This is a genomic window from Sphingobacterium sp. Mn56C (assembly GCF_049319645.1).
Classification (GTDB): Bacteria; Bacteroidota; Bacteroidia; order Sphingobacteriales; family Sphingobacteriaceae; genus Sphingobacterium.
Window position 1 is genome coordinate 45,364 of sequence record NZ_JBMOUC010000010.1, and the last position, 19,938, is coordinate 65,301.

The window sequence follows — 19,938 nt, forward strand, 5'->3', positions numbered from 1 at the left end:
AATAATACCTTTGTTTAATCTAACTATGACATTTAATTATTTCTCGGTTAACCTGCTATTTGATGTATACTACGTCTTTTATTTCCTTAAAAAATATACTGCATAAACTGGTTAATACCGGGATTTATCCGGATATGCCCTACGTGGAGTCTAGATATACGAAGCTGTTGAACGTATTAAACTTAATCGGGATAGTACTGGCGCTTAGCTACGCGTGTTTTAATTCCTACCAGGAGCGTCCTGTTCTTATGTTTTTAAACTTATGGCTTGTAATAGATGCAACAGTGGTTTTGCTTTTACATAAGTATCGTAAGTACTTAAGTGCCCGTTTAGTCATGATAACTTCCCGGTTTTGCTTATACACCTTCTCCGGTTTATTTTTTCATAATGGATCACAGTATTTTTTATGGACATTAATCATTACTACCCTCTTGCTGATCGACCTAAAATGGCTGCGTTATCTGCTGTGTAGCCTAATTTTGTTGAGTAGTGTAAGTGTAGCCATGTTTCCGCAGCAACCCATTTTCGGAGCTGTGGTAATGCAGCGGCAGGTTATGGTGAATATGATAATTGCCAGTTTGATTATGCTGGTATCGGTCACCTTTTTTAAAAACATACAATTGGGGTATCAACGTGAAGTTGAAAAGCAGCGACAAGCCTTAATACAATTGAATAAGGATAAGGAAAAGGTATTTTCCATATTGGCGCACGATATTCGCAGCCCTATAGCAACGCTAGAAAACCTATTGCAGGCCTTTCATGCCGACCTTTTAACAGGTAGGGAACGTATACAGACCTTAGGGACCTTACATGAACAGGTGTCTTGTCTAAGTACCACAATTGATAATTTGTTGCGCTGGAGTTCGCGGAGCATGGTTGGTATGCAACCGATAAAGACCTCCTTTTATTTACAGCCTTTGGTATTAGAGGTTCTATACTTCTTCGATTTACTTTTTACACAAAAACACCTGGTATTGGATGTAAGTGTACCTGGCGATATGACAATCTATGCCGATAGAGACCAGACTGCGGTTATTCTGCGTAATTTGCTAAGTAATGCCATTAAATTCAGTAAGCTTGGTGGTACCATACGCATTCGTGCGGTAGATGCAGGAGAAATGATTGATATTGTTGTGATGGATGAAGGAATAGGTATGGACGAATGCAAAGTTAAAATGCTGTTTTCAGTAGCCCAACAGCCTACCTATGGCACATCTGGCGAGCATGGTTATGGTATTGGTTTAAGCCTATGTGCCGAGTTTACGCGTTTAAATCGGGGCGCAATACAGGTAAACAGCAGACCCGATGCTGGCTCAATATTTACAGTTTCTTTACCTAAAGGGGAAATTTAAACTATCTTTACCGCAAATTTATAAGATACATATGAAGACCTTAAAGGAGCTTATACATACGACAGATTCAGGATGGAAAATGGTTCAAGGCTGGATGAAGACTGCTGTAAACGCCTATGAGATATTACCGCGCAATCCGAAACGTGCTGATGAAGAGCTGTTAAGGGCGCAAATTTCTACGAAATCTGCTATGGGATCTATTATCTATGAAACCGGCGGTATCTTGGTCGATCAGGGCTGGATCCGTATCTTGGGCTCTGGATCGGGAAAATTGAACCGCGGGATGATGGAATGGAATAAGGGGAAGAGTTTTGATAAAGAAGGCGTAAAGGGTGGTTTTCTCCTAATTGCCGACGATGTTTTAGGTGGATATTTTGCAATCAATGCCGGTGATTTAGGGGATGAAATAGGCAATATTTACTACTTCGCACCAGATACTTTGGAATGGGAAAGTTTGGGCTGTAAGTATGCTGATTTTATCTATTGGACCTTGAACGGTAAGATTCATGAGTTTTACCAAACTTTCAAGTGGAAGAACTGGGAGGCAGATGTTAAGGCATTAGACGGAAATCAGGTGTTTTCCTTTTACCCCTTTTTATGGAGTAATGAGGCACGCGATTTTCGTAAGGTAGACCGCAAGGTTGTAGCTATAGATGAAAATTATCATTTTACCCGCGAAATGGCTGCCACAAAAAAATAGCCATTCCAGAACGCATATATCTTCCGGATATTAAACCAATAAAGCGGGGTATTATCCGGAAATTACTCAACCTAAAAACCGCAATTTATATTCTCGCGGTGTAGCCCCCTTTACTGCCTTAAAAATCTTATTAAAATGCGAGAGGTTGTTAAAGCCACAATGGTAAGCAATAGACGTGATTTGAAGCGTATCCTCTCCCAGCAATTTACAGGCTTCGCTGATACGCACCTCGTTTACAAACTGAATAAATGTTTTTTGCGTACGCGATTTAAAGTATCTGCAGAAGGCATGTTTAGACATATTCGATAGTGCAGCAACAGAATCTAATACCATATCCTTGCTGTAGTTGTCGAAAACATACTTAAAAATCCGATCTATTTTATCGTTATCCTGGGGTCTATAATTGTTGGTATAGCCAGCGCTCGATAGAAAAATATATTCTTCCGTATGTATCAAGATATCTATAATTTCAAACAGCATGGTTGTTTTTTTCAGCCCATAGGGAACCGCTACGATTTCCTGCAATTTTTGTTTCAGCTGTTTTTTTGTGTCGCCGAAAAAAAGTAAGCCTCTTTTGGAGAGATGCAGAAAAGTTTCAATTTTATGCGGATTAAAAAATTTCTTTATGCTGTCTAAGAATAAGGAAGGCTCCAGGTATAAGGCTATAGAACGCGCTTCTTCATGGGGCTGCTGGGGTTTAAGGTCATTGTGCCATACGTGAGGCAAATTGGACCCTATAAAAGTTAGCTCGTCGGTACTAAACCGGTCTACACTATCGCCAATTATACGTTTTCCACTGCTTTGGATTATGTAGGTGATCTGGCATGCCGAATGAAAATGAAATTCGGTAGAGAAATTGGGTCTGCAGATCTCCTTTGTAGCAAAAGTTTCGATTTCAGAACCTTCTAATATTTTAGCATAAACGGGTTTCATCCTGTAGAGTAGAGCTATATAAAACGGAACAATATAGCTTTTTTTTACATTTTTAAGATCCTGATCTTGATATTTTGTTAATATAGCATGTAATCTTGTTAATCTAGTCGATATAGATATGCCCAGATACTAGTAGATTTGTTGGATAAACCTGGAAGTATAACCAGCAGCATAGGGGAGGATTACCGTTAGAAACATCCTTTAAGCGTAAGTTCCGTATACTTCTATATGATGTTATTCGTATGGCTTTAAAAAAATCTCGATTTTTATGTATATGCTCCATTGTTATGGCCGTAATATTTTCAGGATGTTCCAATACGTCGCAGTCCGATGCTCAGGAGCAACCACTACAGCGCTATGCCTCAGTGACCGGTTTAAAACCCGAGAAGCTGGAGTATTATAAACAGCTACATGCGGCAGCATGGCCGGCGGTGCTAAAAAAAATCAAAGCATGTAATATTGAAAACTATTCGATTTACCTTAAAGAAATTAAAGGTGAATACTTCCTGTTCAGTTATTTTGAATATCGGGGTAACAATTTTAAATCCGATATGGCAAAAATGGCTGCAGACCCCGAAACGCAGCGCTGGTGGAAAGAAACAGACCCTTGTCAGTTACCCTTAGATGATGCTAAGGCGGAGGGCAAAATATGGTCAGATATGGAGGAAGTCTTTCATACCGACTAAGATTAATTATACAATGAAGTTCCGTAAATATATAGTAAGTGTATGGCTAGGTCTGCTGTTTGGAACAGTGGCATTAGCGCAGCAGCAAGTCCCTGCTACCAAACCCAATAAAGCGCAGCAGCTCATGATAAAACGCGGGTATGGTATGTTTATTCATTTCGGTGTGAACACCTTTACCGATATCGAATGGTCGGATGGCAGTATTCCGGTAGAGAAATATAACCCTACAAACCTGGACCCCGATCAGTGGGTGCGTGTAGCACGTGATGCGGGCTTTAGGTATGTGTTGTTGATTACTAAGCACCACGATGGTTTCTGCCTGTGGGATAGTAAATATACCGATTATGATGTCGCATCATCGCCCGTAAAAATGGATGTTGTAAAAGCCGTGTCCGATGCCTGTAAAAAATATGGGTTGGAGTTTGCCGTGTATTACTCGTTGTGGGATAGAAAAGAGCCTTCCTACCAGGACAAAGATCCTCAGAAGTATATTGATTACATGAAAAATCAATTGACAGAATTATTTACCAATTACGGTGATATTTGTGAATTGTGGTTAGATGGAGGCTGGGATCGTAAACCCGAAGATTGGGGTATGGATCAGATTTACAAATTGGTTAAAGGTTTTAACCCTAATTGTGCGATTAGCGTAAACCATACCATTGTAAACGAAGCTGGGAAACGCGATTTCACGCACCCATCTGTCATGACGGAGGATAATACGTATTTCTTTCAGTATTTTCCATCCGATTTCAGACTGTGGGATCCGATGTTAATTACACGGTATGATAAGAAACAGTACCTGCATGAGGGGCAATCGTATTACCTGCCCTTTGAGCATACCATCTGCATCAGCAGTCGTTGGAACTGGTTTCAGAAGTCTATGGATCTTCCTGTTAGAAGTCAGGACGAACTGGAAGAGCTGTTTTATTGGTCTACCTATAACGACAACTGTCTGGTGGTAAATATTCCGCCCGATCAAACCGGTAGGATACGTGAGTATGAAGCAAATGCGGTTATTTCTCTGGCCAAGCGTATCGGTATAACCAAAAATAAACCGCTACCTACAAATGGCACTTTTATTTCGGCGTTACAGGATGTTACAGCCAGCTCGACCTTGGTAGAAGACGGCGTAAGCTATGCTGCTACGGCAGTGACAGATGGGAATTTAGAAAGCCGCTGGTCGGCAGCGGATACCACCGGTTTTTTAGATATTACCTTAGACCCCAAAAAACGCTTTAATAAGATCACGATTTTTGAGTATCAGGATACCAAGCAATTGGACGATGGCTTCTCGAACATCCGTAGCAACAGGATACAGGAGTATATCGTGCAGATATGGAATAACGGCAATTGGGAAACGATTTATATCGGTGCCGAGCCTATGGGCGATTGTAAGGTAATCCGCTTCCCAAAATACTATCAAACGGCTAAATTGCGGTTTAGCATTTTAAAAGCTACGGGCTTACCCGCTATAAAAGAGATTAATATTATAGATATGCCCGAGGCGCAGAATAAAAAAGGATAAGCTATTTAACGATCAACATAAACTCAAGTTTTACACAAACGATGATAACAAAATTTAATATTCAGGATAAAAGATTTCCTTTGGCTACAGGTGCAGGTAGCGATGCCGTACATAAAGACCCGGTGTATTCTTATGCCGTAACCCAGCTTGTTGATGATCGCGGTAATGTAGGTACCGGTTTAGCATTTACCATAGGCGAGGGGAATGACCTGGTATGTAAGGCAGCGGCATTTTATGCGCAGCAGCTAAAAGGTAAGGATATTGAGGTATTAATGGCTGATTTTGGCCAAACTTTTAGAACCCTAAGCAACGAACAGCAGTTTCGCTGGTTAGGGCCACATAAGGGGGTAGTGCATTTGGCATTAGCCTCGGTTACAAATGCCTGTTACGACTTATGGGCAAAAAGAAGAGGGGTGCCGTTGTGGAAGTTGTTAATAGACTTATCTGCCGAAGAGTTGGTAAATACACTGGATCTTTCGTACTTAGAGGATGAGCTTACGCAGGCGGAGGCTATCGCTTTATTGGCCGATAATAGGAAAGACCGGGATAGCCGTATGGGTATTTTGGAGCAGGGGTATAAGGGGTACGATACCTCTGTAGGCTGGTTTAATTATTCCGATGACCAAGTGCGGGAAAACTGCTTGAAGGCTATCGATAAGGGCTTTACAGCCATGAAGCTTAAGGTGGGTAGTACGGATCCGTTGCGCGATATCCGCCGTGCGCATATCGTTCGCGAAACTGCGGGCGATAAAGCTACCGTAATGCTGGATGCCAACCAACAATGGACTTACCCACAGGCGCTGTCTATCTGTCAGGAACTGAAAGAGATGAATCCCTTTTGGATTGAAGAGCCTACGCATCCCGATGATATTATGGCGCATAAGAAATTGGCTATGGCGCTTAACCCAACAAAAATTGCAATGGGCGAGCATGTACCCAACCGTGTAGTATTTAAAAATTACCTGCAGATGGAGGCAACCGGCTTTGTGCAGGTGGATGCGGTGCGTGTAGGTGGGGTTAGCGAGTTTCTTTCTGTGAGTCTGCTAGCACGTAAATACAATATCCCGGTGGTGCCACATGTAGGCGATATGGGGCAGCTGCATCAACATTTGGTGTTGTTTAACCATATCAACATGGGGCATGAGGCGTTATTCTTGGAGCATATACCGCACTTAAAATCTCATTTTGTGCATCCTGTACATATTGAGGGTGGCGTGTATAAAACGCCTATGGAAGCAGGCAGTAGTTGCGATTTAATATAAAAACATAGGGATTATGTTAGGGAACATTGACTTAGGTATATCCATTTTTTACATTTTACTGATTCTTATCGTAGGGGTATGGGTCGGTACACGTAAGCAAGGTGAAAGCGCAGCAGCGACAGCCGATGGCTATTTTTTGGCGGGTAAAAGTTTGAAGTGGCCGGCGATAGGGTTGGCTCTTTTTGCTACGAATATTTCTACGGTACACTTAGTGAGTTTAGCACAGAGTGGTTTCGATTCTGGACTGCTTAATGGCAATTTCGAATGGATGGCGGCCTTTACCTTGATATTATTGGCCCTATTCTTTGTTCCCTTTTACCTGAAATCTGGCGTTACTACCTTGCCCGACTTTTTGGAAAGACGTTATGATCGGGCCAGCAGGGACTGGTTAACGTTAATTTCTATAGTTTCGGCAATCGTTATCCATATTGCTTTTTCTATGCTTGCCGGGGGGATTGTATTAAAAACTTTATTTGGTTTTAATATGTACTGGAGTATTACGTTAATTTGTATTATAACAGGGATCTATACGATTCTCGGTGGCTTACGTGCCGTGGTGGTTACGGAATCTATTCAAACCGTTGTGTTGCTGTCTGGAGCCTTGATCATCAGCTATGCTGCCTTTCATAAGATGGGGGGCTGGCAGCCGATGCGTGATGTATTAGACCAGGAGGGGGAGCTTATACGGTTGTCGATGTTGCGCGCGAGCGATGACCCGAGTGGTATGCCCTGGTATGCGGCAATATTGGGCTACCCGATTCTAGGAATCTGGTATTGGTGTGCCGATCAAACTATTGTGCAGCGTGTGCTTGGTGCTAAGGATGAAAACCATGGCCGTGTGGGGGCTCTGTTTTGTGGATTTCTAAAAATACTTCCGGTTTTTATTTTTGTGCTCCCAGGCTTGTTTGCTTATACCTTATTTAAAACCGGGCAACTGGATTTAAGTAGCCTTGGTGTAGATGCTGCCGGACAGGTTAACTCTAAGGGCATATATACCCTTATGATTACCCAGTTGTTGCCATCCGGGCTAATTGGCGTATTGGTGGCGGCCCTATTGTCGGGCTTAATGAGTCAGATATCTGGCGCCTTAAATTCTATATCGACCATGGTAAGTTACGATATTTATAAACAGAAGAAACCTCAAGCAACCGATAAGCAGTTGATCTGGATCGGTAAAATATCGGCGGTATTGGCAATGGCATTTTCTTTAGCCTTATTGCCCTTGTTAAACAATTATGAAAGTATCTTTAACGGGATAAACGATGTTATAGCGCATATTGCTCCACCTATTACCTGTGTTTTTTTATTGGGGGTATTTTGGAAAAAAGCTTCTGCGGTATCGGCAAAATATACGCTGTGGATAGGCTCTGGTATTGGTGTGTTGGTCTTTGTATTGAACAAGCTGATGCCCGCTTCGGTCATCGGACAAATTCCATTTATGATGATGGCGTTTTATCTGTTTTTGCTTTGCGTAGTTGTGCAGGTTAGTTTTTCGTATATCTATCCGGTTCAGCACACGGCAATAAGTAAAACTTTGTATTGGAAGAATCCCTTGGATCCTTTACGTGGAAAGGCATGGAATGGTATCGGCAACTATCGCTTTCTATCGGCTGCCCTGCTCGCTATTGTCGTATTTTTATATATAGTATTCAACTAGGAAACTGGGAGAATAGATTTTTTTATTAGTTTTTTAAATTTATTATGCGTGCTTTACAAGAAAAAGTAATACTCATTACAGGGGGAACGGCAGGAATTGGATTGTCTTGTGTTAAAGCTTATGTTGATGCTGGAGCAAAGGTTGCTTTTATAGGCTTGGAACAGGAATTGGTAAACGATACGCAGCAGCTTATAGGAGCACCCCATCTGGGGATCTGTGCGGATGTTACCAACGCTGCCGAGGTGGAAGAAGCAATTGCCCTTGTTGTACAAACTTTTGGCCGGCTAGATGCGATTCATAATAATGCCGGACTAGCGAGCCCTTCGAAACCCTTGCATCTGACGACGGATGAGGAATGGGAAAATTTAATGCAGGTAAATTTGAAGAGTATTTTGTTTACCATGCGCTATGGATATCCACACCTAAAAAACACGAAAGGCTGTGTTTTACATACCAGTAGTTTGGTGGGCGAAATAGGACAGGAGAATCATGCCGCTTACTCGGCAACAAAGGGGGCCGTGAATGCTTTAACCAAGTCTATGGCTATAGATTATGCTGCCGATGGGATACGCGTGAATGCTGTATTGCCTGCAGCAGTGATGACCCCCATGTTGAAAAATTGGGTGCAAGAACAGGCTGTACCTGAGCGAACTTTAAACTTCTTAAACGATATACACCTGCTGGGGTATTGCCCGGAAGGAGATGTTATAGCCGACGCTTGTGTGTTTCTATTATCCGATAACGCACGGTTTATTACAGGAGTAAGCTTACCTGTAAGTGGTGGTGCGGAATTAGGATACCGTAGAAATACCTAAGGACAAGGTGTTTATTACAAAATAAACGACTTGTCTTTAGGTGTTTAGTTAAATGGGATAAGCGGTCACATTTTTTGTTTCCGACAATACAAAATAAGTCTGAACGGTATTTACCTGAGGTAATACGGCGAGCTTATGTCGTAAAAAAAGGTGGTAAGCTTCCATGTCGCGCGTAGCAATGCGCAACATAAAATCGTATGAGCCAGCCATTTGATAACATTCCATTACCTCGGGGAATTTGGCAACCTCCTGTTCAAATTCATTGAGCACTTCAAAGGTATGTGCTTTAAGGAAAACCTGTGAAAAGGAAATAAGACCAATCCCTATACGGTGGCGATCTAAGATGGCAACCGTTTTCTTGATATAACCATTTGCTTTTAGCTTTTTTACCCGCTCGTGTATGGCAGCAATAGACTTGTGTAGCTTTATCGATAGTTCTTTATTACTTATACTGGCATCCTCCTGCAGGTAGCTCAATAATTTAATGTCTGTTTGATCTAAGTTCATGCTGTATATATTTTGGCTGTATATCAAAAATAAGATCTATTTGTGTTTATTTTATTGTAAAAACTATTAAATACTGTAAAATTTATTGAATTTTCATTAAAGTATTGAATATAATATGGAATAAGATGAATTTTGTGTTGTTTATTTTTGTTTAATAGTTTTATTTTTTATAAAAAACTGATTACCATGGTTGCAGATACAATATTTAGTGCATGTTTATCCCCCGAGTTGGATCGTCGTTTTCAACACCTATGGTGCCTGGTCGGCAACACGCCCATGTTAGCGTTGCACTATACCTACAAAGGTAAAGCGGGCAAGATTTATGTAAAATGTGAAAATTATAATCTTACCGGAAGCATCAAGGATCGAATGGCCCTGTATATTTTGTATAAAGCCTATATGAATTGTGAGATAAACCCTAACGATACCATTATTGAGGCCACAAGTGGTAATACCGGAATTGCATTTGCAGCCATTGGTAAGGCGCTTGGGCATCAGGTGAAAATTATAATGCCTAATTGGTTAAGCAAAGAACGAATAGATATTATAAAAAGTATGGGCGCTGATATTCAGTTGCTGAGCAAAGAGGAGGGTGGTTTCTTGGGTAGCATAGCGCTTAGTGAGGAGCAGGCCTTACAGGGAGGCGTGTTTTTACCACGGCAGTTTGAAAATATTTTCAATGCCGAAGCGCATGAGTTTACAACCGGGAAAGAGATCGTGATGCAACTGGAAAGCCAAGGCCTTACGGCCGATGCCTTTGTCGCAGGTGTTGGAACAGGGGGCACAGTAATGGGCGTAGGAAAGCAGCTAAGAAATAGCAACCCCTTTGTTAAAATCCATCCCCTAGAGCCGCAGGAAAGCCCCACTTTAACAACAGGATATAAGGTCGGTTCGCACCGTATACAAGGAATATCAGATGAGTTTATTCCTGCTATTGTAAAGTTAGATGAATTAGATACTGTTATCTGTGCTTCAGATGGTGATGCTATTCTTATGGCGCAGAAATTAGCCAGGCAGCTGGGCTTAGCCGTAGGTATCTCCTCGGGTGCCAATGTTATCGGCGCCATTAAAGTGAAGGAAGAAATGGGCTTAGATGCCGTTGTGGTAACACTACTGGCAGACGACAATAAAAAATACCTAAGTACAGATTTAGTTAAAGATGAGCCTATAAAAGCTGGGTATATCTCTACCGAGGTAACATTTACAGGCTTTAACCCCATTGCCAGGTTAGATAAACCCCTGTTTGGAGCCCACTAATCGCGGCTCCAGACTTCATAAATAGGGTCGCCTTTTGAACTAAAGCCGCTATGGTGCCATTTGTCGTTCTTTATTTCGCCATTGAAACCTAGCGTTGCACCAATACGGCTGTTATCGCGGGAGAAGAATAGAACCTTTTCGGTGTATTTACCATTTTGTAAGGTATACGTTCCACCACCGGTACCATAAAATCCCTTGCTGGCAGGATTTATGGCGATCCATTGGAAAAATCCGTCGACCAGGATTTTTACAGTCCTGCGGTCGCCCCGCGGGATTTCATCGATTTTGTTTTCCGTCGTCATTCTACCCGTTATACGCCAAAGTCCATCTAAGTCTTGCGACTTTGCTTTCTGTTTGATAAACACCTTTCCATTGACCCAAAGCTCCCCATCTTTAACCTGTAGAATTTCGGTCTTCTGTAAGCCTACACTGTCAGGTACGGCATCAAAATATTCAATATTATACCGGAGCTGGTTTCCAGATAAGCTAAACGGCCCCCCCTGTGTGCTGATGTAGCTATGCGGATTGTATTGTATTTGACTTAGGTACTGGTCCTGAATTAGCCATAAAGTATTATACGCAGACCCCGTATGTAAGTACACCCCCGTAAGATTGTGTGGCTGTTGTGCATAGCTAAAATAGCTGCAAATAAATAGCACTGCAGTGCATACTATTTTCATATTCATATACCAATAGTTTTAAGTTTAATTTTATGAACGAGTTTCTAAAAAAATGTACTTAGATTAGGATTAATTAGTAGTTATAACTATCTTAATATAAGCAAAATAATTTGGTTACAAAAAAATCTTATGCAATCGATTGTATCACATTGATTTTTCATTATTTTTGCTATCCTATTAACAGAATATATAATTAGACTTATTTCGTATGTGTGGAATCGTTGGCTACGTAGGTAGCAAAGATGCTTATTCAATTGTAATTGATGGTTTAAAAAAGTTAGAATACCGTGGGTATGATAGTGCAGGGGTAGCTATTTTAAAGGATAATAAAATAAAGTTGTTCAAAAAAGAAGGTAGAGTAGCTAACTTGGAGGCTATGGTTGCCGAAGAAGATATTACCGGAACGGTAGGTATGGGACATACACGTTGGGCTACGCATGGAGAGCCTTGTGATAAAAATGCCCATCCACATTACTCCAACTCCAAACAAATAGCCCTTATTCATAATGGTATTATTGAAAACTATGCACAGTTAAAGAAAGAGCTAGTTGCTAAAGGGTATGAATTTCATAGTGATACCGATTCAGAGGTATTAGTAAACTTTATCGACGATATCCGCATCAATAATGGATGCACTTTGGAAGAGGCCGTACGCATTGCTTTGAAAAGAGTAACCGGTGCGTATGTTATTTTGCTATTGGATGAGAGTGTTCCAAATACCATTATTGCCGCAAGAAAAGGATCACCTTTGGTTATTGGTATTGGTCAAAATGAACATTTCTTAGGTTCAGACGCATCCCCGATGTTAGCCTATACAAAAGAGGTGGTTTATATCAACGATTATGAGTTAGCAATTGTTAAGCCCGATGAATTAATCTTGAAAAACTTGGGCAACGAAACGGTAACGCCATTCGTTCAGAAATTGGACATGAACCTTTCTCAAATTGAAAAAGGTGGCTTCGATCACTTTATGCTGAAAGAGATCTTCGAGCAGCCATCTACAATTTTTGACTCCTTCCGTGGTAGAATGGATGTAGAGAAAAACACCATTACCTTGAGCGGTATGGATGCGGTATTGGATAAGTTAGATGCTGCACAGCGTATTATTATCGTAGGCTGTGGAACCAGTTGGCATGCGGGTTTATTGGCCGAGTATATTATTGAAGAGTTGTGTCGTATAAACGTTGAGGTAGAGTATGCTTCCGAATTTAGATACCGTAACCCGATTATTACCGATAAAGACTTTATTATTGCGGTATCGCAATCTGGAGAAACAGCAGATACGCTTGTAGCCTTAGAGAATGCTAAAGAACAAGGGGCCACTTTATTTGGTATTGTAAACGTAGTAGGTTCTTCAATTGCACGTTTAACACATGCAGGAATGTACACCCATGCAGGACCGGAGATCGGTGTGGCAAGTACAAAAGCATTTACGGCACAAGTTGTTGCTTTAATTTTGTTTGCTTTGAAATTAGCAAAACATAGAGGTACAATTTCGGACGAAAGATTTGCGGAACTGGTGAACGAATTAAATGTCGTACCAGAGAAAGTAGAATGGATCGTTCAAAATCAAGTGGAGAATATCAAAGCTATCGCTACTAAATACCAAGAGGCTAATGACTTCTTGTACCTGGGTAGAGGATACAACTTCCCGATTGCTTTGGAAGGCGCCTTAAAGTTAAAGGAAATTTCGTACATCCATGCTGAAGGATACCCTGCAGCAGAAATGAAACACGGACCTATCGCATTGGTAGATGAAACGTTGCCTGTAGTATTTGTGGCGACAAAAGATCGTTACCACGAGAAAATTGTTAGCAATATGCAAGAAATTAAAGCCCGTAAAGGGATGTTAATTGCAGTAGCTAGTGAAGGAGATACCCATACACCAGAAATTGCAGACGACGTGATGTTTGTGCCCGATGCAGATGAAATTGTCGGTCCAATTTTATCTACTGTGGCTTTACAGTTGTTGTCTTACTATATTGGTGTTGAAAAAGATTTAGACGTAGATAAACCAAGAAACTTAGCCAAATCTGTAACAGTAGAGTAATAAAACTGCAAGATATGGCAAAAAGAACACTACAATCGCTAGGGCACAATTTTATTGGAGAACAATTTTTTAAGCCCGGTGAGGATGAATATACGAAAAGAAACAGCCAGAATACAAATCTTCGCAATTATCGGCAGCTTACAGCTGCCGAAATCGCGAGTTTGGTTGCAAACTTAAATTATTCGCCCAATTGGGCGGATGTTTGGGTTACCGACAGCTTTATCCCAGGTCAAGTTTATAACTCTAAATTTTATGGTTTTGTGCGTATTGGCGAAATGTCGGCCAGTACCATAGAGTATAGAGATTTAAACCTTCCAACGGGTATCTATAATAGTTTTATTATAAGCTGTGACCTTGGTGATGATGTAGCGATACATAATGTGCGTTATATTTCCCATTTTATTGTGGGTAATGAAGTTATCCTATCGTCTATCAACGAGATGGAAACCTCGTCGGCAGCAAAATTCGGAAACGGCATTGTGAAAGATGGTGAGGATGAGGACCACCGTATTGTTTTGGAGCTGTGCAATGAAAATGGAGGGCGTGCTGTTATTCCTTTCGACGGTATGCAGGCTAGTGATGCCTACCTTTGGACGCGTTTCCGCAACGATCAGCTGCTGCAGGATAAATTTAAGGAACTTACCGAAAGACAGTTTTCTACCGAACGTGGGTTTTACAGCAGTATTGGCGATTATACCGTTATCAAAAACTCTAATATTGTTAAGGATGTAAAAATTGGTAGCCATGCGTATATCAAAGGGATTAATAAGCTTAAAAATGTTACGGTAAATTCGCGTAAGGAAGCGTATACCCAAATTGGTGAGGGCTGCGAAATTGTAAACGGTATTATCGGTTTCGGATGCCGGGTGTTTTACGGAGTTAAGGCCGTACGCTTTGTATTATCGTCGTTCTCGCAGCTGAAATACGGGGCCCGCTTAATCAACTCGTTTTTGGGCGATAACTCCACAATCTCTTGTTGTGAGGTCTTGAATTCTTTAATATTTCCGGCACACGAGCAACACCATAACAATTCCTTTTTATGTGCATCGTTGGTAAAAGGGCAGAGTAATATGGCCGCAGGTGCTACCGTAGGATCTAACCATAATTCCAGGGCTGCCGATGGTGAGATTGTCGCTGGGCGTGGTTTCTGGCCGGGGTTATGTGTGAGCTTAAAGCATAATTCTAAGTTCGCTTCATATTCGCTGATCGTTAAGGGCGATTTCCTCCATGAGTTGGATATTAGAACACCCTTTTCTTTGGTAAGCCATGATGCGGTAAACAATAGGCTGGCCGTAGTTCCGGGGTATTGGTTTCTGTACAATATGTACGCGTTAATGCGTAACAATAGTAAGTTTACCAGTCGCGATAAAAGACAGCTGAAAAATCAATATTTTGAGTACGATGTACTGGCACCAGATACCGTAAACGAAATGTTCAACGGTATGGAAGAATTGATTGTCTCTGTTGGTAAATCATTAAACGGCACCACCGATAAGGAGTTAGATTTTTACTATAAACTAGGCGTTAATGCATTAGAAGATCCGACCTACGTAATCCGTGAGGAGGTACAATATTTTAATGCAGAAGCATCCAAGCGTGTCGTTCTGTTTGCCAAGCCAAAAGAAGGCTATCAGGTCTATAAGCGCATGATTGTCTATTACGCTGGCGTGCAGATGTTGCAGTATATCCGAGAAAATTCGATGGAAGCATTGTTGGATTACCTGCAGGCACAGCCAAACTTACAACGTGAGGAGTTTGAAAACCTCGGTAGCCAGTTAATTGCGAAAAGCGACTTTATCAATTTAATTGCAGATATTAAAGCAGACCTTTTCAATGATTGGGACGGTATTCACCAAGCTTACCATGCCCTGAGTGATCGTTATCCGGAAAGTAAGCTGCAACATGCTATAGCGAGCCTTGCCGAGCTTAGAAAAGAAAACTACCTCGACTGGGATAAAAGCTATATCGATACGTTGCTGCAAGAGGTTTTAGAGACACAGCGGTGGATTTGTAAAGAGATCTATCGTTCGCGATCTAAAGACTACCAAAGCTCCTTTAAATTGATGGTATACGATTCTATGGAAGAAATGGATGCCGTTGTGGGTAAATTAGAAGATAACCCCTTTATCAATAAACAAAATGAAGAACTTGCCTTACTCGAGCAAGAACTCCATAAAATATAAAAAATAAGGTGTCCACAACTGCGGGCACCTTATTTTTTACCCCCTCCCATATTCCCTGCTAAATTTTACTGAGCCAAACCTCCAGCCTTTGTCATCAAAACACACCTACAAAATGTAATTTCAGGGTTTATAACCCCTCGGTTACACCCCTGAATGTTGTTTAATCTCTGCCAGATTATACTATCTTTGTGTAGATTATAAAACTGAAACCCAAAATCATCGAATCTTATGATAAGAAAAAGAACACTTTACCCCACTTTAATGGCCGTATTGCTTGGCGGGCTGGTATCCTGTAATCCTACGGCTACAGAAGGCGATAAAAAAGCTAAAGAAGATAAAGAAGCACATAACCCAGCTACGCAGGTAATACCCGATGAGGCGAAAGACCTGTTAGGACGCTGGGATTTAGAAGTAACCCAAGAAGGCAGCGTAGCGCCCTCCTGGTTAGAGATTAAGCTATCCGGGTATAACACCCTTGTCGGCGCTTTTGTTGCCCAGAGTGGTAGCAGCAGACCCGTATCGCACATTCTACTCCAAGATGGTAAATTCTCATTTGCCATTCCACCACAGTGGGAAGAAGGCACTGGCGATATCGTAATTGAAGGTAAATTGGAGGGCCGAAACCTTATTGGAACAATCAAGGGAATCGATGGTGCCATATCTAATTTTAAAGGCAGTAAAGCCCCTTATTTAAAGCGTACAAGCCCTGTAACCTGGGGCGAACCCATAGCGCTGTTTAATGGCAAAGACCTATCCGGTTGGAAGGCATCCAATGAACAGAATAATTGGGAAGTTAAAGACGGCATACTCAGCAATGCCAAAGCTGGAGCAAACCTCATAACCGAGCAGAAATTTGACGATTTTAAGCTACAGGTAGAATTTAAGTATCCAGCAGGAAGCAATTCAGGCATATACCTACGAGGGCGATATGAGCTACAGATTGAAGACTCGCCGAAGGACCAGCACCCGGGACCACTATACTTTGGTGCCATCTATGGATTCCTATCGCCCAATGAAATGGCAGCATTAGGACCCAATGAGTGGCAGACCTATGATGTTACGCTGGTAGGGCGCTTAGTAACGGTAGTTGCAAACGGAAAAACAATTATTAGCAACCAAGAGATTCCAGGAATAACAGGAGGAGCATTAGACAGTAAAGAAGGGGAGCCAGGGCCACTATATATCCAAGGCGACCATGGACCAATAGAATTTAGAAAAATAAGCATTACACCCGCTAAATAATCCAAATGCTAGCCATAACGGTCTATACGTATCCCTACCAAGAAACCTATAGACCGATATGTACAACAACAATATCATCGTTGTGATACGCAGGGTGGAAGTTAGCAATAGCGTTACTATTTTTATAAGCCCTTAACTCCGCGTAAACAGCCTCCCGCAAGGTACCCTTACCCTTACCGTGAATATATCGGATTTCATTATAATCCCAATAAATTGCAGCGTCCAACGTTTCACGTAGGCGATCGATCGACTCCATTAACAATTCGGCGGCATCATAATCCTCCCAATCCATCAGAAAAGAGTCAGCATGTAAGTCCACCGTTTTAGGCGGTTTGGGCAATTCTCGTGGCATAACAAAATTTTCCGCTAAAATAGCATTTTCTTATCAGGGTTCTGCTGTATAAAATGCAGTTTAGACTGAAAAATAGCCGCCATTTTCTGTCCTCGCCATTTCGCTTCGTCGGCACGGTCGCCAGCAAATAAGTCATCAACAGTTGTGTTAAACAAAGCAAGCCATATGGTAAAGTGCTCCTCGCCGATAGGCAGCTTAGCATGCGGCGGAAACGGTCTGCCATCGTAAGTATTGTCGCCAAGCAGTAAAGTCTGCCAAAAGCGATACATCTTTTCCAAGTGTTCCGGCCATCTCCCCTCGATATGGCGATCGAAAATAGGTCCCAATATTTCCTGTTTCCGAATGCGATCATAAAAAGTATTGACCAACATTTTGATGTCCTCCATACTGCCGATATCCTGTTTTTCCATAGCCATAGCCAATTTAGTATCATACAAAGGTCTGCTTTTTTAAAGAAAATCTTGTCAGCGATGCGTTATTTTGACATTTTTAGCCACGTCGCTTCTGTTTTTATTGTAAATATCAGCACAATTTCTTGTTTGTTATAGCCGTTTTACTAGGCCAAAAGGGTTTTAAACTGGTATTTTCGACCTTAAAAAGTATCTTCAAAAAAATAATTAAAAATTATCTTTCATAATATCAACAGGTTGCAGTTAATTTGTTGTTAAGGTTTTGATAATTCAAAAGTCGTTCCTATATTTGCATCACATCAAAGGTGATACCTAATCGGGGTGTAGCGTAGCCCGGTATCGCGCCACATTTGGGATGTGGAGGTCGTAGGTTCGAATCCTGCCACCCCGACAAAAAAAGAGTTCTAACGAAAGTTAGGACTCTTTTTTTTGTTTAGGGGTTGGCTGATGAGAACCGGGGTTCGATCCGTGGAGGCTCAGGGCGCGTGTTGGTGGCCGGCGGGGCTGAGCCAATCCTGCCACCCCGACTAAAACGACAAATGGTGCCATTGGAAGACAAATGGTGCCATTTTTCATTTTAATCTCTTTTTTATTACTATAGCAAGGCTTTTACGTAAAAATCCCCTCTAATTAAATAATCATCAGAGCTGTATATTTGACTAATTTTGAATTAGAAGATGAAAATTTGGAAATATGTTAACAGGTTTCGAACTGCTTCAATCCAATTCCATTTTCGTAGAAATGCAAATTTCCGTCAGTTTTTTTAGGAAAGATAAAATTTTGATAGCTTTTTGAATCGATATTTTACTTCCTTTATCCAGTTCAATTTTAATAATGTTTGTGATTAATTCTTGTTGTTCTTTGCTAAAATTACACGTTGTTGCTTCTTCAAAATTCTCTTCACTAATTAGATATTGGAATCCGTTGACTATCTTGACCTCGTCTTTGAGGTAATTTGCAATGTTAGTATCATTATAGATTAAATTCTCATTTAGAAAAAGAGAAGCCACTTTTAGTATGATAGAATTGTCAGTATCTTTAAAGAGACACGCAGGTTTTAAAAAGTATGACGCGAGCTTTTTAAAACTTCGCTCCTGTTGTACGTCAAGTCTATAAGCGTCATTGAGTTGTGAACCTAGAATATCAATTCTATTTTCGCAGTCTGATAATGAATTTGATATAACATATGAAAATAACTCTACTCTCTCTTGAATCAATACTGTATCAAGTAGAATATGAAATTTTGATAATCTAACAATATCTCTCAAAGGCAAACGTTTAATGATGTTATTACAGAAGCAAATTTGGGCAGACAACGTTTTGCAGAATGCGAAGTTGGGTTATGTAAATCCGTTGCTCTCATCAACCGAGCAAACCGTTTTACAGGTGCAAACTGGAAAGCCGAAACGCAGAAGTTTGAAAAGGACAGTTTGGGTAAAGTTCCCGAAAATGCACAAGCGACAATCTTTATTAACTCCGTGGATAGTGCAAGAGCAAGATTTGGTATTGTTGAAATATTGAAAGCATTGGACAACGGAAAGTATTACCATCATAAACCAAAATATTGGCTGGATTATTGCAACAGCCAATATACAGGACAGGTATTATTATCAACCATTGGAGAGATAAAACAACCTAATTCCGACAGATACGAAACGGTATCTAATCTTCCAATGGTCACAGATGAATTTGGCGATTTGCTGAAGCGGTCCGAACAGCAGGACGATACACCAAGTTGCAGTTTGGCTGAAGCATTGGAAAAACAGGATTTATATATCAATTCGTCACTCGCACAAATGGGAAGTTCTTTGTTATGGGGGTATTTCGTAATGGATTGACCGAATACAGAGGCTTTTTTATCAATCTGAAAGATTTCCGTTTACAACCTATTCCAGTCGCTCTATAGCTAAAATCGGGCGGCAAAAAGACACTCCCTCCCGAAGGTCGGGCAGTCTTTTTGCATTTAAGCGGTGCAACCCCTTTGCCAAAATGTATGGCTATGCACCGTCCTCACTTCACATTTTATCAAATAGGTTGAAACCTGTTTTGCAGGAATATTCGGTATCCCTTTTTTTGTTTTAGCAAACTTCTTTTCACACAGCGACCAAAGAAAAGAAGCAAAAGAACGTCGCTTGATTATCTTGGTTTTTTACATTGACGATTGTTTCATAAATTTTTTAATTCTGTAAATTTGCTAGTGAAAGTAATGTTCAAAAACTTGACTATACAAAATACGTATGCGTGTGTTCTCACGCATTACACAACAAGACAATCAACATTTACCAGAGAGCAATTGGAGGAAATGCGAAGACCAAACCTGCTCC

The 19,938-nt window shown here is 41.0% G+C and carries 18 protein-coding genes and 1 tRNA gene; 13 read left to right on the forward strand and 6 right to left on the reverse strand.

What is annotated here, in order from left to right; all coding sequences use genetic code 11:
* Positions 1-62: 62 nt before the first annotated feature.
* Both ACL9RF_RS17465 and ACL9RF_RS17470 read left to right on the forward strand, forming a co-directional pair.
* Positions 63-1,352: a sensor histidine kinase gene (locus ACL9RF_RS17465; RefSeq protein ID WP_422801932.1), complete on the forward strand. Its 1,290-nt coding sequence runs from the start codon at positions 63-65 to the stop codon at positions 1,350-1,352.
* 31 nt (positions 1,353-1,383) lie between these two features.
* Positions 1,384-2,052 (forward strand): DUF2625 domain-containing protein, encoded by a 669-nt coding sequence (locus ACL9RF_RS17470; RefSeq protein ID WP_422801933.1) that lies wholly within the window; start codon positions 1,384-1,386, stop codon positions 2,050-2,052.
* 66 nt (positions 2,053-2,118) lie between these two features.
* Here the strand turns inward: ACL9RF_RS17470 and ACL9RF_RS17475 are convergent, their stop codons facing one another.
* Positions 2,119-2,985: an AraC family transcriptional regulator gene (locus tag ACL9RF_RS17475; protein WP_422801934.1), complete on the reverse strand. Its 867-nt coding sequence runs from the start codon at positions 2,983-2,985 to the stop codon at positions 2,119-2,121.
* Between the two features lie 287 nt (positions 2,986-3,272).
* Between ACL9RF_RS17475 and ACL9RF_RS17480 the strand changes: the two genes are divergently transcribed.
* The 5 genes from ACL9RF_RS17480 to ACL9RF_RS17500 are packed head-to-tail and all read left to right on the forward strand — an operon-like array spanning position 3,273 to position 8,933.
* Positions 3,273-3,671 carry an L-rhamnose mutarotase gene (locus ACL9RF_RS17480; protein ID WP_422801935.1) on the forward strand — a complete coding sequence of 133 codons (399 nt, stop codon included), beginning with the start codon at positions 3,273-3,275 and terminating at the stop codon, positions 3,669-3,671.
* A gap of 13 nt (positions 3,672-3,684) precedes the next feature.
* Positions 3,685-5,199, forward strand: a complete 1,515-nt coding sequence (locus tag ACL9RF_RS17485; RefSeq protein WP_422801936.1) for an alpha-L-fucosidase — start codon at positions 3,685-3,687, stop codon at positions 5,197-5,199.
* A gap of 41 nt (positions 5,200-5,240) precedes the next feature.
* Positions 5,241-6,461, forward strand: a complete 1,221-nt coding sequence (locus tag ACL9RF_RS17490; protein ID WP_422801937.1) for an enolase C-terminal domain-like protein — start codon at positions 5,241-5,243, stop codon at positions 6,459-6,461.
* 13 nt (positions 6,462-6,474) lie between these two features.
* Complete coding sequence (locus ACL9RF_RS17495; protein WP_422801938.1) at positions 6,475-8,118, forward strand: sodium:solute symporter; 1,644 nt, start codon at positions 6,475-6,477, stop codon at positions 8,116-8,118.
* 44 nt (positions 8,119-8,162) lie between these two features.
* Positions 8,163-8,933 carry an SDR family NAD(P)-dependent oxidoreductase gene (locus ACL9RF_RS17500; RefSeq protein WP_422801939.1) on the forward strand — a complete coding sequence of 257 codons (771 nt, stop codon included), beginning with the start codon at positions 8,163-8,165 and terminating at the stop codon, positions 8,931-8,933.
* Positions 8,934-8,981: 48 nt separating this feature from the next.
* On the opposite strand, the gene ACL9RF_RS17505 is transcribed toward ACL9RF_RS17500, so the two are convergent.
* Positions 8,982-9,440: an Lrp/AsnC family transcriptional regulator gene (locus tag ACL9RF_RS17505; protein WP_422801940.1), complete on the reverse strand. Its 459-nt coding sequence runs from the start codon at positions 9,438-9,440 to the stop codon at positions 8,982-8,984.
* A gap of 186 nt (positions 9,441-9,626) precedes the next feature.
* Between ACL9RF_RS17505 and ACL9RF_RS17510 the strand changes: the two genes are divergently transcribed.
* Positions 9,627-10,697, forward strand: coding sequence for a PLP-dependent cysteine synthase family protein (locus ACL9RF_RS17510; protein ID WP_422801941.1), 1,071 nt, complete (start codon positions 9,627-9,629; stop codon positions 10,695-10,697).
* Here ACL9RF_RS17510 and ACL9RF_RS17515 read toward each other — a convergent pair.
* Entirely contained in the window at positions 10,694-11,383 is a 690-nt protein-coding gene (locus ACL9RF_RS17515) for a hypothetical protein (protein WP_422801942.1), read from the reverse strand. The genes ACL9RF_RS17510 and ACL9RF_RS17515 overlap by 4 nt on opposite strands.
* A 202-nt stretch (positions 11,384-11,585) precedes the next feature.
* On the opposite strand from ACL9RF_RS17515, the gene glmS reads away from it, so the two are divergent.
* The 3 genes from glmS (at position 11,586) to ACL9RF_RS17530 (ending at position 16,852) form a co-directional block, all read left to right on the forward strand.
* Positions 11,586-13,427: a glutamine--fructose-6-phosphate transaminase (isomerizing) gene (glmS, locus tag ACL9RF_RS17520; RefSeq protein WP_422801943.1), complete on the forward strand. Its 1,842-nt coding sequence runs from the start codon at positions 11,586-11,588 to the stop codon at positions 13,425-13,427.
* A 14-nt stretch (positions 13,428-13,441) separates the two neighbouring features.
* Entirely contained in the window at positions 13,442-15,610 is a 2,169-nt protein-coding gene (locus tag ACL9RF_RS17525; protein WP_422801944.1) for a DUF4954 family protein, read from the forward strand.
* Positions 15,611-15,838: 228 nt separating this feature from the next.
* Positions 15,839-16,852, forward strand: a complete 1,014-nt coding sequence (locus ACL9RF_RS17530) for a 3-keto-disaccharide hydrolase (protein WP_422801945.1) — start codon at positions 15,839-15,841, stop codon at positions 16,850-16,852.
* A 46-nt stretch (positions 16,853-16,898) separates the two neighbouring features.
* Here the strand turns inward: ACL9RF_RS17530 and ACL9RF_RS17535 are convergent, their stop codons facing one another.
* On the reverse strand, positions 16,899-17,204 hold the full coding sequence (locus tag ACL9RF_RS17535) for a Smr/MutS family protein (protein ID WP_422801946.1): 306 nt from the start codon (positions 17,202-17,204) through the stop codon (positions 16,899-16,901).
* Between the two features lie 14 nt (positions 17,205-17,218).
* The gene (locus ACL9RF_RS17540) at positions 17,219-17,614 is read right to left on the reverse strand and encodes a group III truncated hemoglobin (RefSeq protein WP_422801947.1); all 396 of its coding nucleotides are present in this window, start codon (positions 17,612-17,614) and stop codon (positions 17,219-17,221) included.
* A 317-nt stretch (positions 17,615-17,931) separates the two neighbouring features.
* Here ACL9RF_RS17540 and ACL9RF_RS17545 point away from each other — a divergent pair.
* A tRNA-Pro gene (locus ACL9RF_RS17545) sits at positions 17,932-18,005 on the forward strand.
* A gap of 325 nt (positions 18,006-18,330) precedes the next feature.
* Here the strand turns inward: ACL9RF_RS17545 and ACL9RF_RS17550 are convergent.
* The gene (locus ACL9RF_RS17550; RefSeq protein WP_422801948.1) at positions 18,331-18,882 is read right to left on the reverse strand and encodes a hypothetical protein; all 552 of its coding nucleotides are present in this window, start codon (positions 18,880-18,882) and stop codon (positions 18,331-18,333) included.
* Positions 18,883-18,918: 36 nt separating this feature from the next.
* Here ACL9RF_RS17550 and ACL9RF_RS17555 point away from each other — a divergent pair, with 36 nt between their 5' ends.
* Positions 18,919-19,452: a hypothetical protein gene (locus tag ACL9RF_RS17555; protein WP_422801949.1), complete on the forward strand. Its 534-nt coding sequence runs from the start codon at positions 18,919-18,921 to the stop codon at positions 19,450-19,452.
* The last annotated feature ends 486 nt before the right edge of the window (positions 19,453-19,938 follow it).

Bases quoted from the DNA above. Each gene is read 5' to 3' on its own strand.
- ACL9RF_RS17465 (WP_422801932.1), top strand. From the start codon at position 63: ATGTATACTACGTCTTTTATTTCCTTAAAAAATATACTGCATAAACTG.
- ACL9RF_RS17470 (WP_422801933.1), top strand. From the start codon at position 1,384: ATGAAGACCTTAAAGGAGCTTATACATACGACAGATTCAGGATGGAAA.
- ACL9RF_RS17475 (WP_422801934.1), bottom strand. From the start codon at position 2,985: ATGAAACCCGTTTATGCTAAAATATTAGAAGGTTCTGAAATCGAAACT.
- ACL9RF_RS17480 (WP_422801935.1), top strand. From the start codon at position 3,273: ATGGCCGTAATATTTTCAGGATGTTCCAATACGTCGCAGTCCGATGCT.
- ACL9RF_RS17485 (WP_422801936.1), top strand. From the start codon at position 3,685: ATGAAGTTCCGTAAATATATAGTAAGTGTATGGCTAGGTCTGCTGTTT.
- ACL9RF_RS17490 (WP_422801937.1), top strand. From the start codon at position 5,241: ATGATAACAAAATTTAATATTCAGGATAAAAGATTTCCTTTGGCTACA.
- ACL9RF_RS17495 (WP_422801938.1), top strand. From the start codon at position 6,475: ATGTTAGGGAACATTGACTTAGGTATATCCATTTTTTACATTTTACTG.
- ACL9RF_RS17500 (WP_422801939.1), top strand. From the start codon at position 8,163: ATGCGTGCTTTACAAGAAAAAGTAATACTCATTACAGGGGGAACGGCA.
- ACL9RF_RS17505 (WP_422801940.1), bottom strand. From the start codon at position 9,440: ATGAACTTAGATCAAACAGACATTAAATTATTGAGCTACCTGCAGGAG.
- ACL9RF_RS17510 (WP_422801941.1), top strand. From the start codon at position 9,627: ATGGTTGCAGATACAATATTTAGTGCATGTTTATCCCCCGAGTTGGAT.
- ACL9RF_RS17515 (WP_422801942.1), bottom strand. From the start codon at position 11,383: ATGAATATGAAAATAGTATGCACTGCAGTGCTATTTATTTGCAGCTAT.
- glmS (WP_422801943.1), top strand. From the start codon at position 11,586: ATGTGTGGAATCGTTGGCTACGTAGGTAGCAAAGATGCTTATTCAATT.
- ACL9RF_RS17525 (WP_422801944.1), top strand. From the start codon at position 13,442: ATGGCAAAAAGAACACTACAATCGCTAGGGCACAATTTTATTGGAGAA.
- ACL9RF_RS17530 (WP_422801945.1), top strand. From the start codon at position 15,839: ATGATAAGAAAAAGAACACTTTACCCCACTTTAATGGCCGTATTGCTT.
- ACL9RF_RS17535 (WP_422801946.1), bottom strand. From the start codon at position 17,204: ATGCCACGAGAATTGCCCAAACCGCCTAAAACGGTGGACTTACATGCT.
- ACL9RF_RS17540 (WP_422801947.1), bottom strand. From the start codon at position 17,614: ATGGAAAAACAGGATATCGGCAGTATGGAGGACATCAAAATGTTGGTC.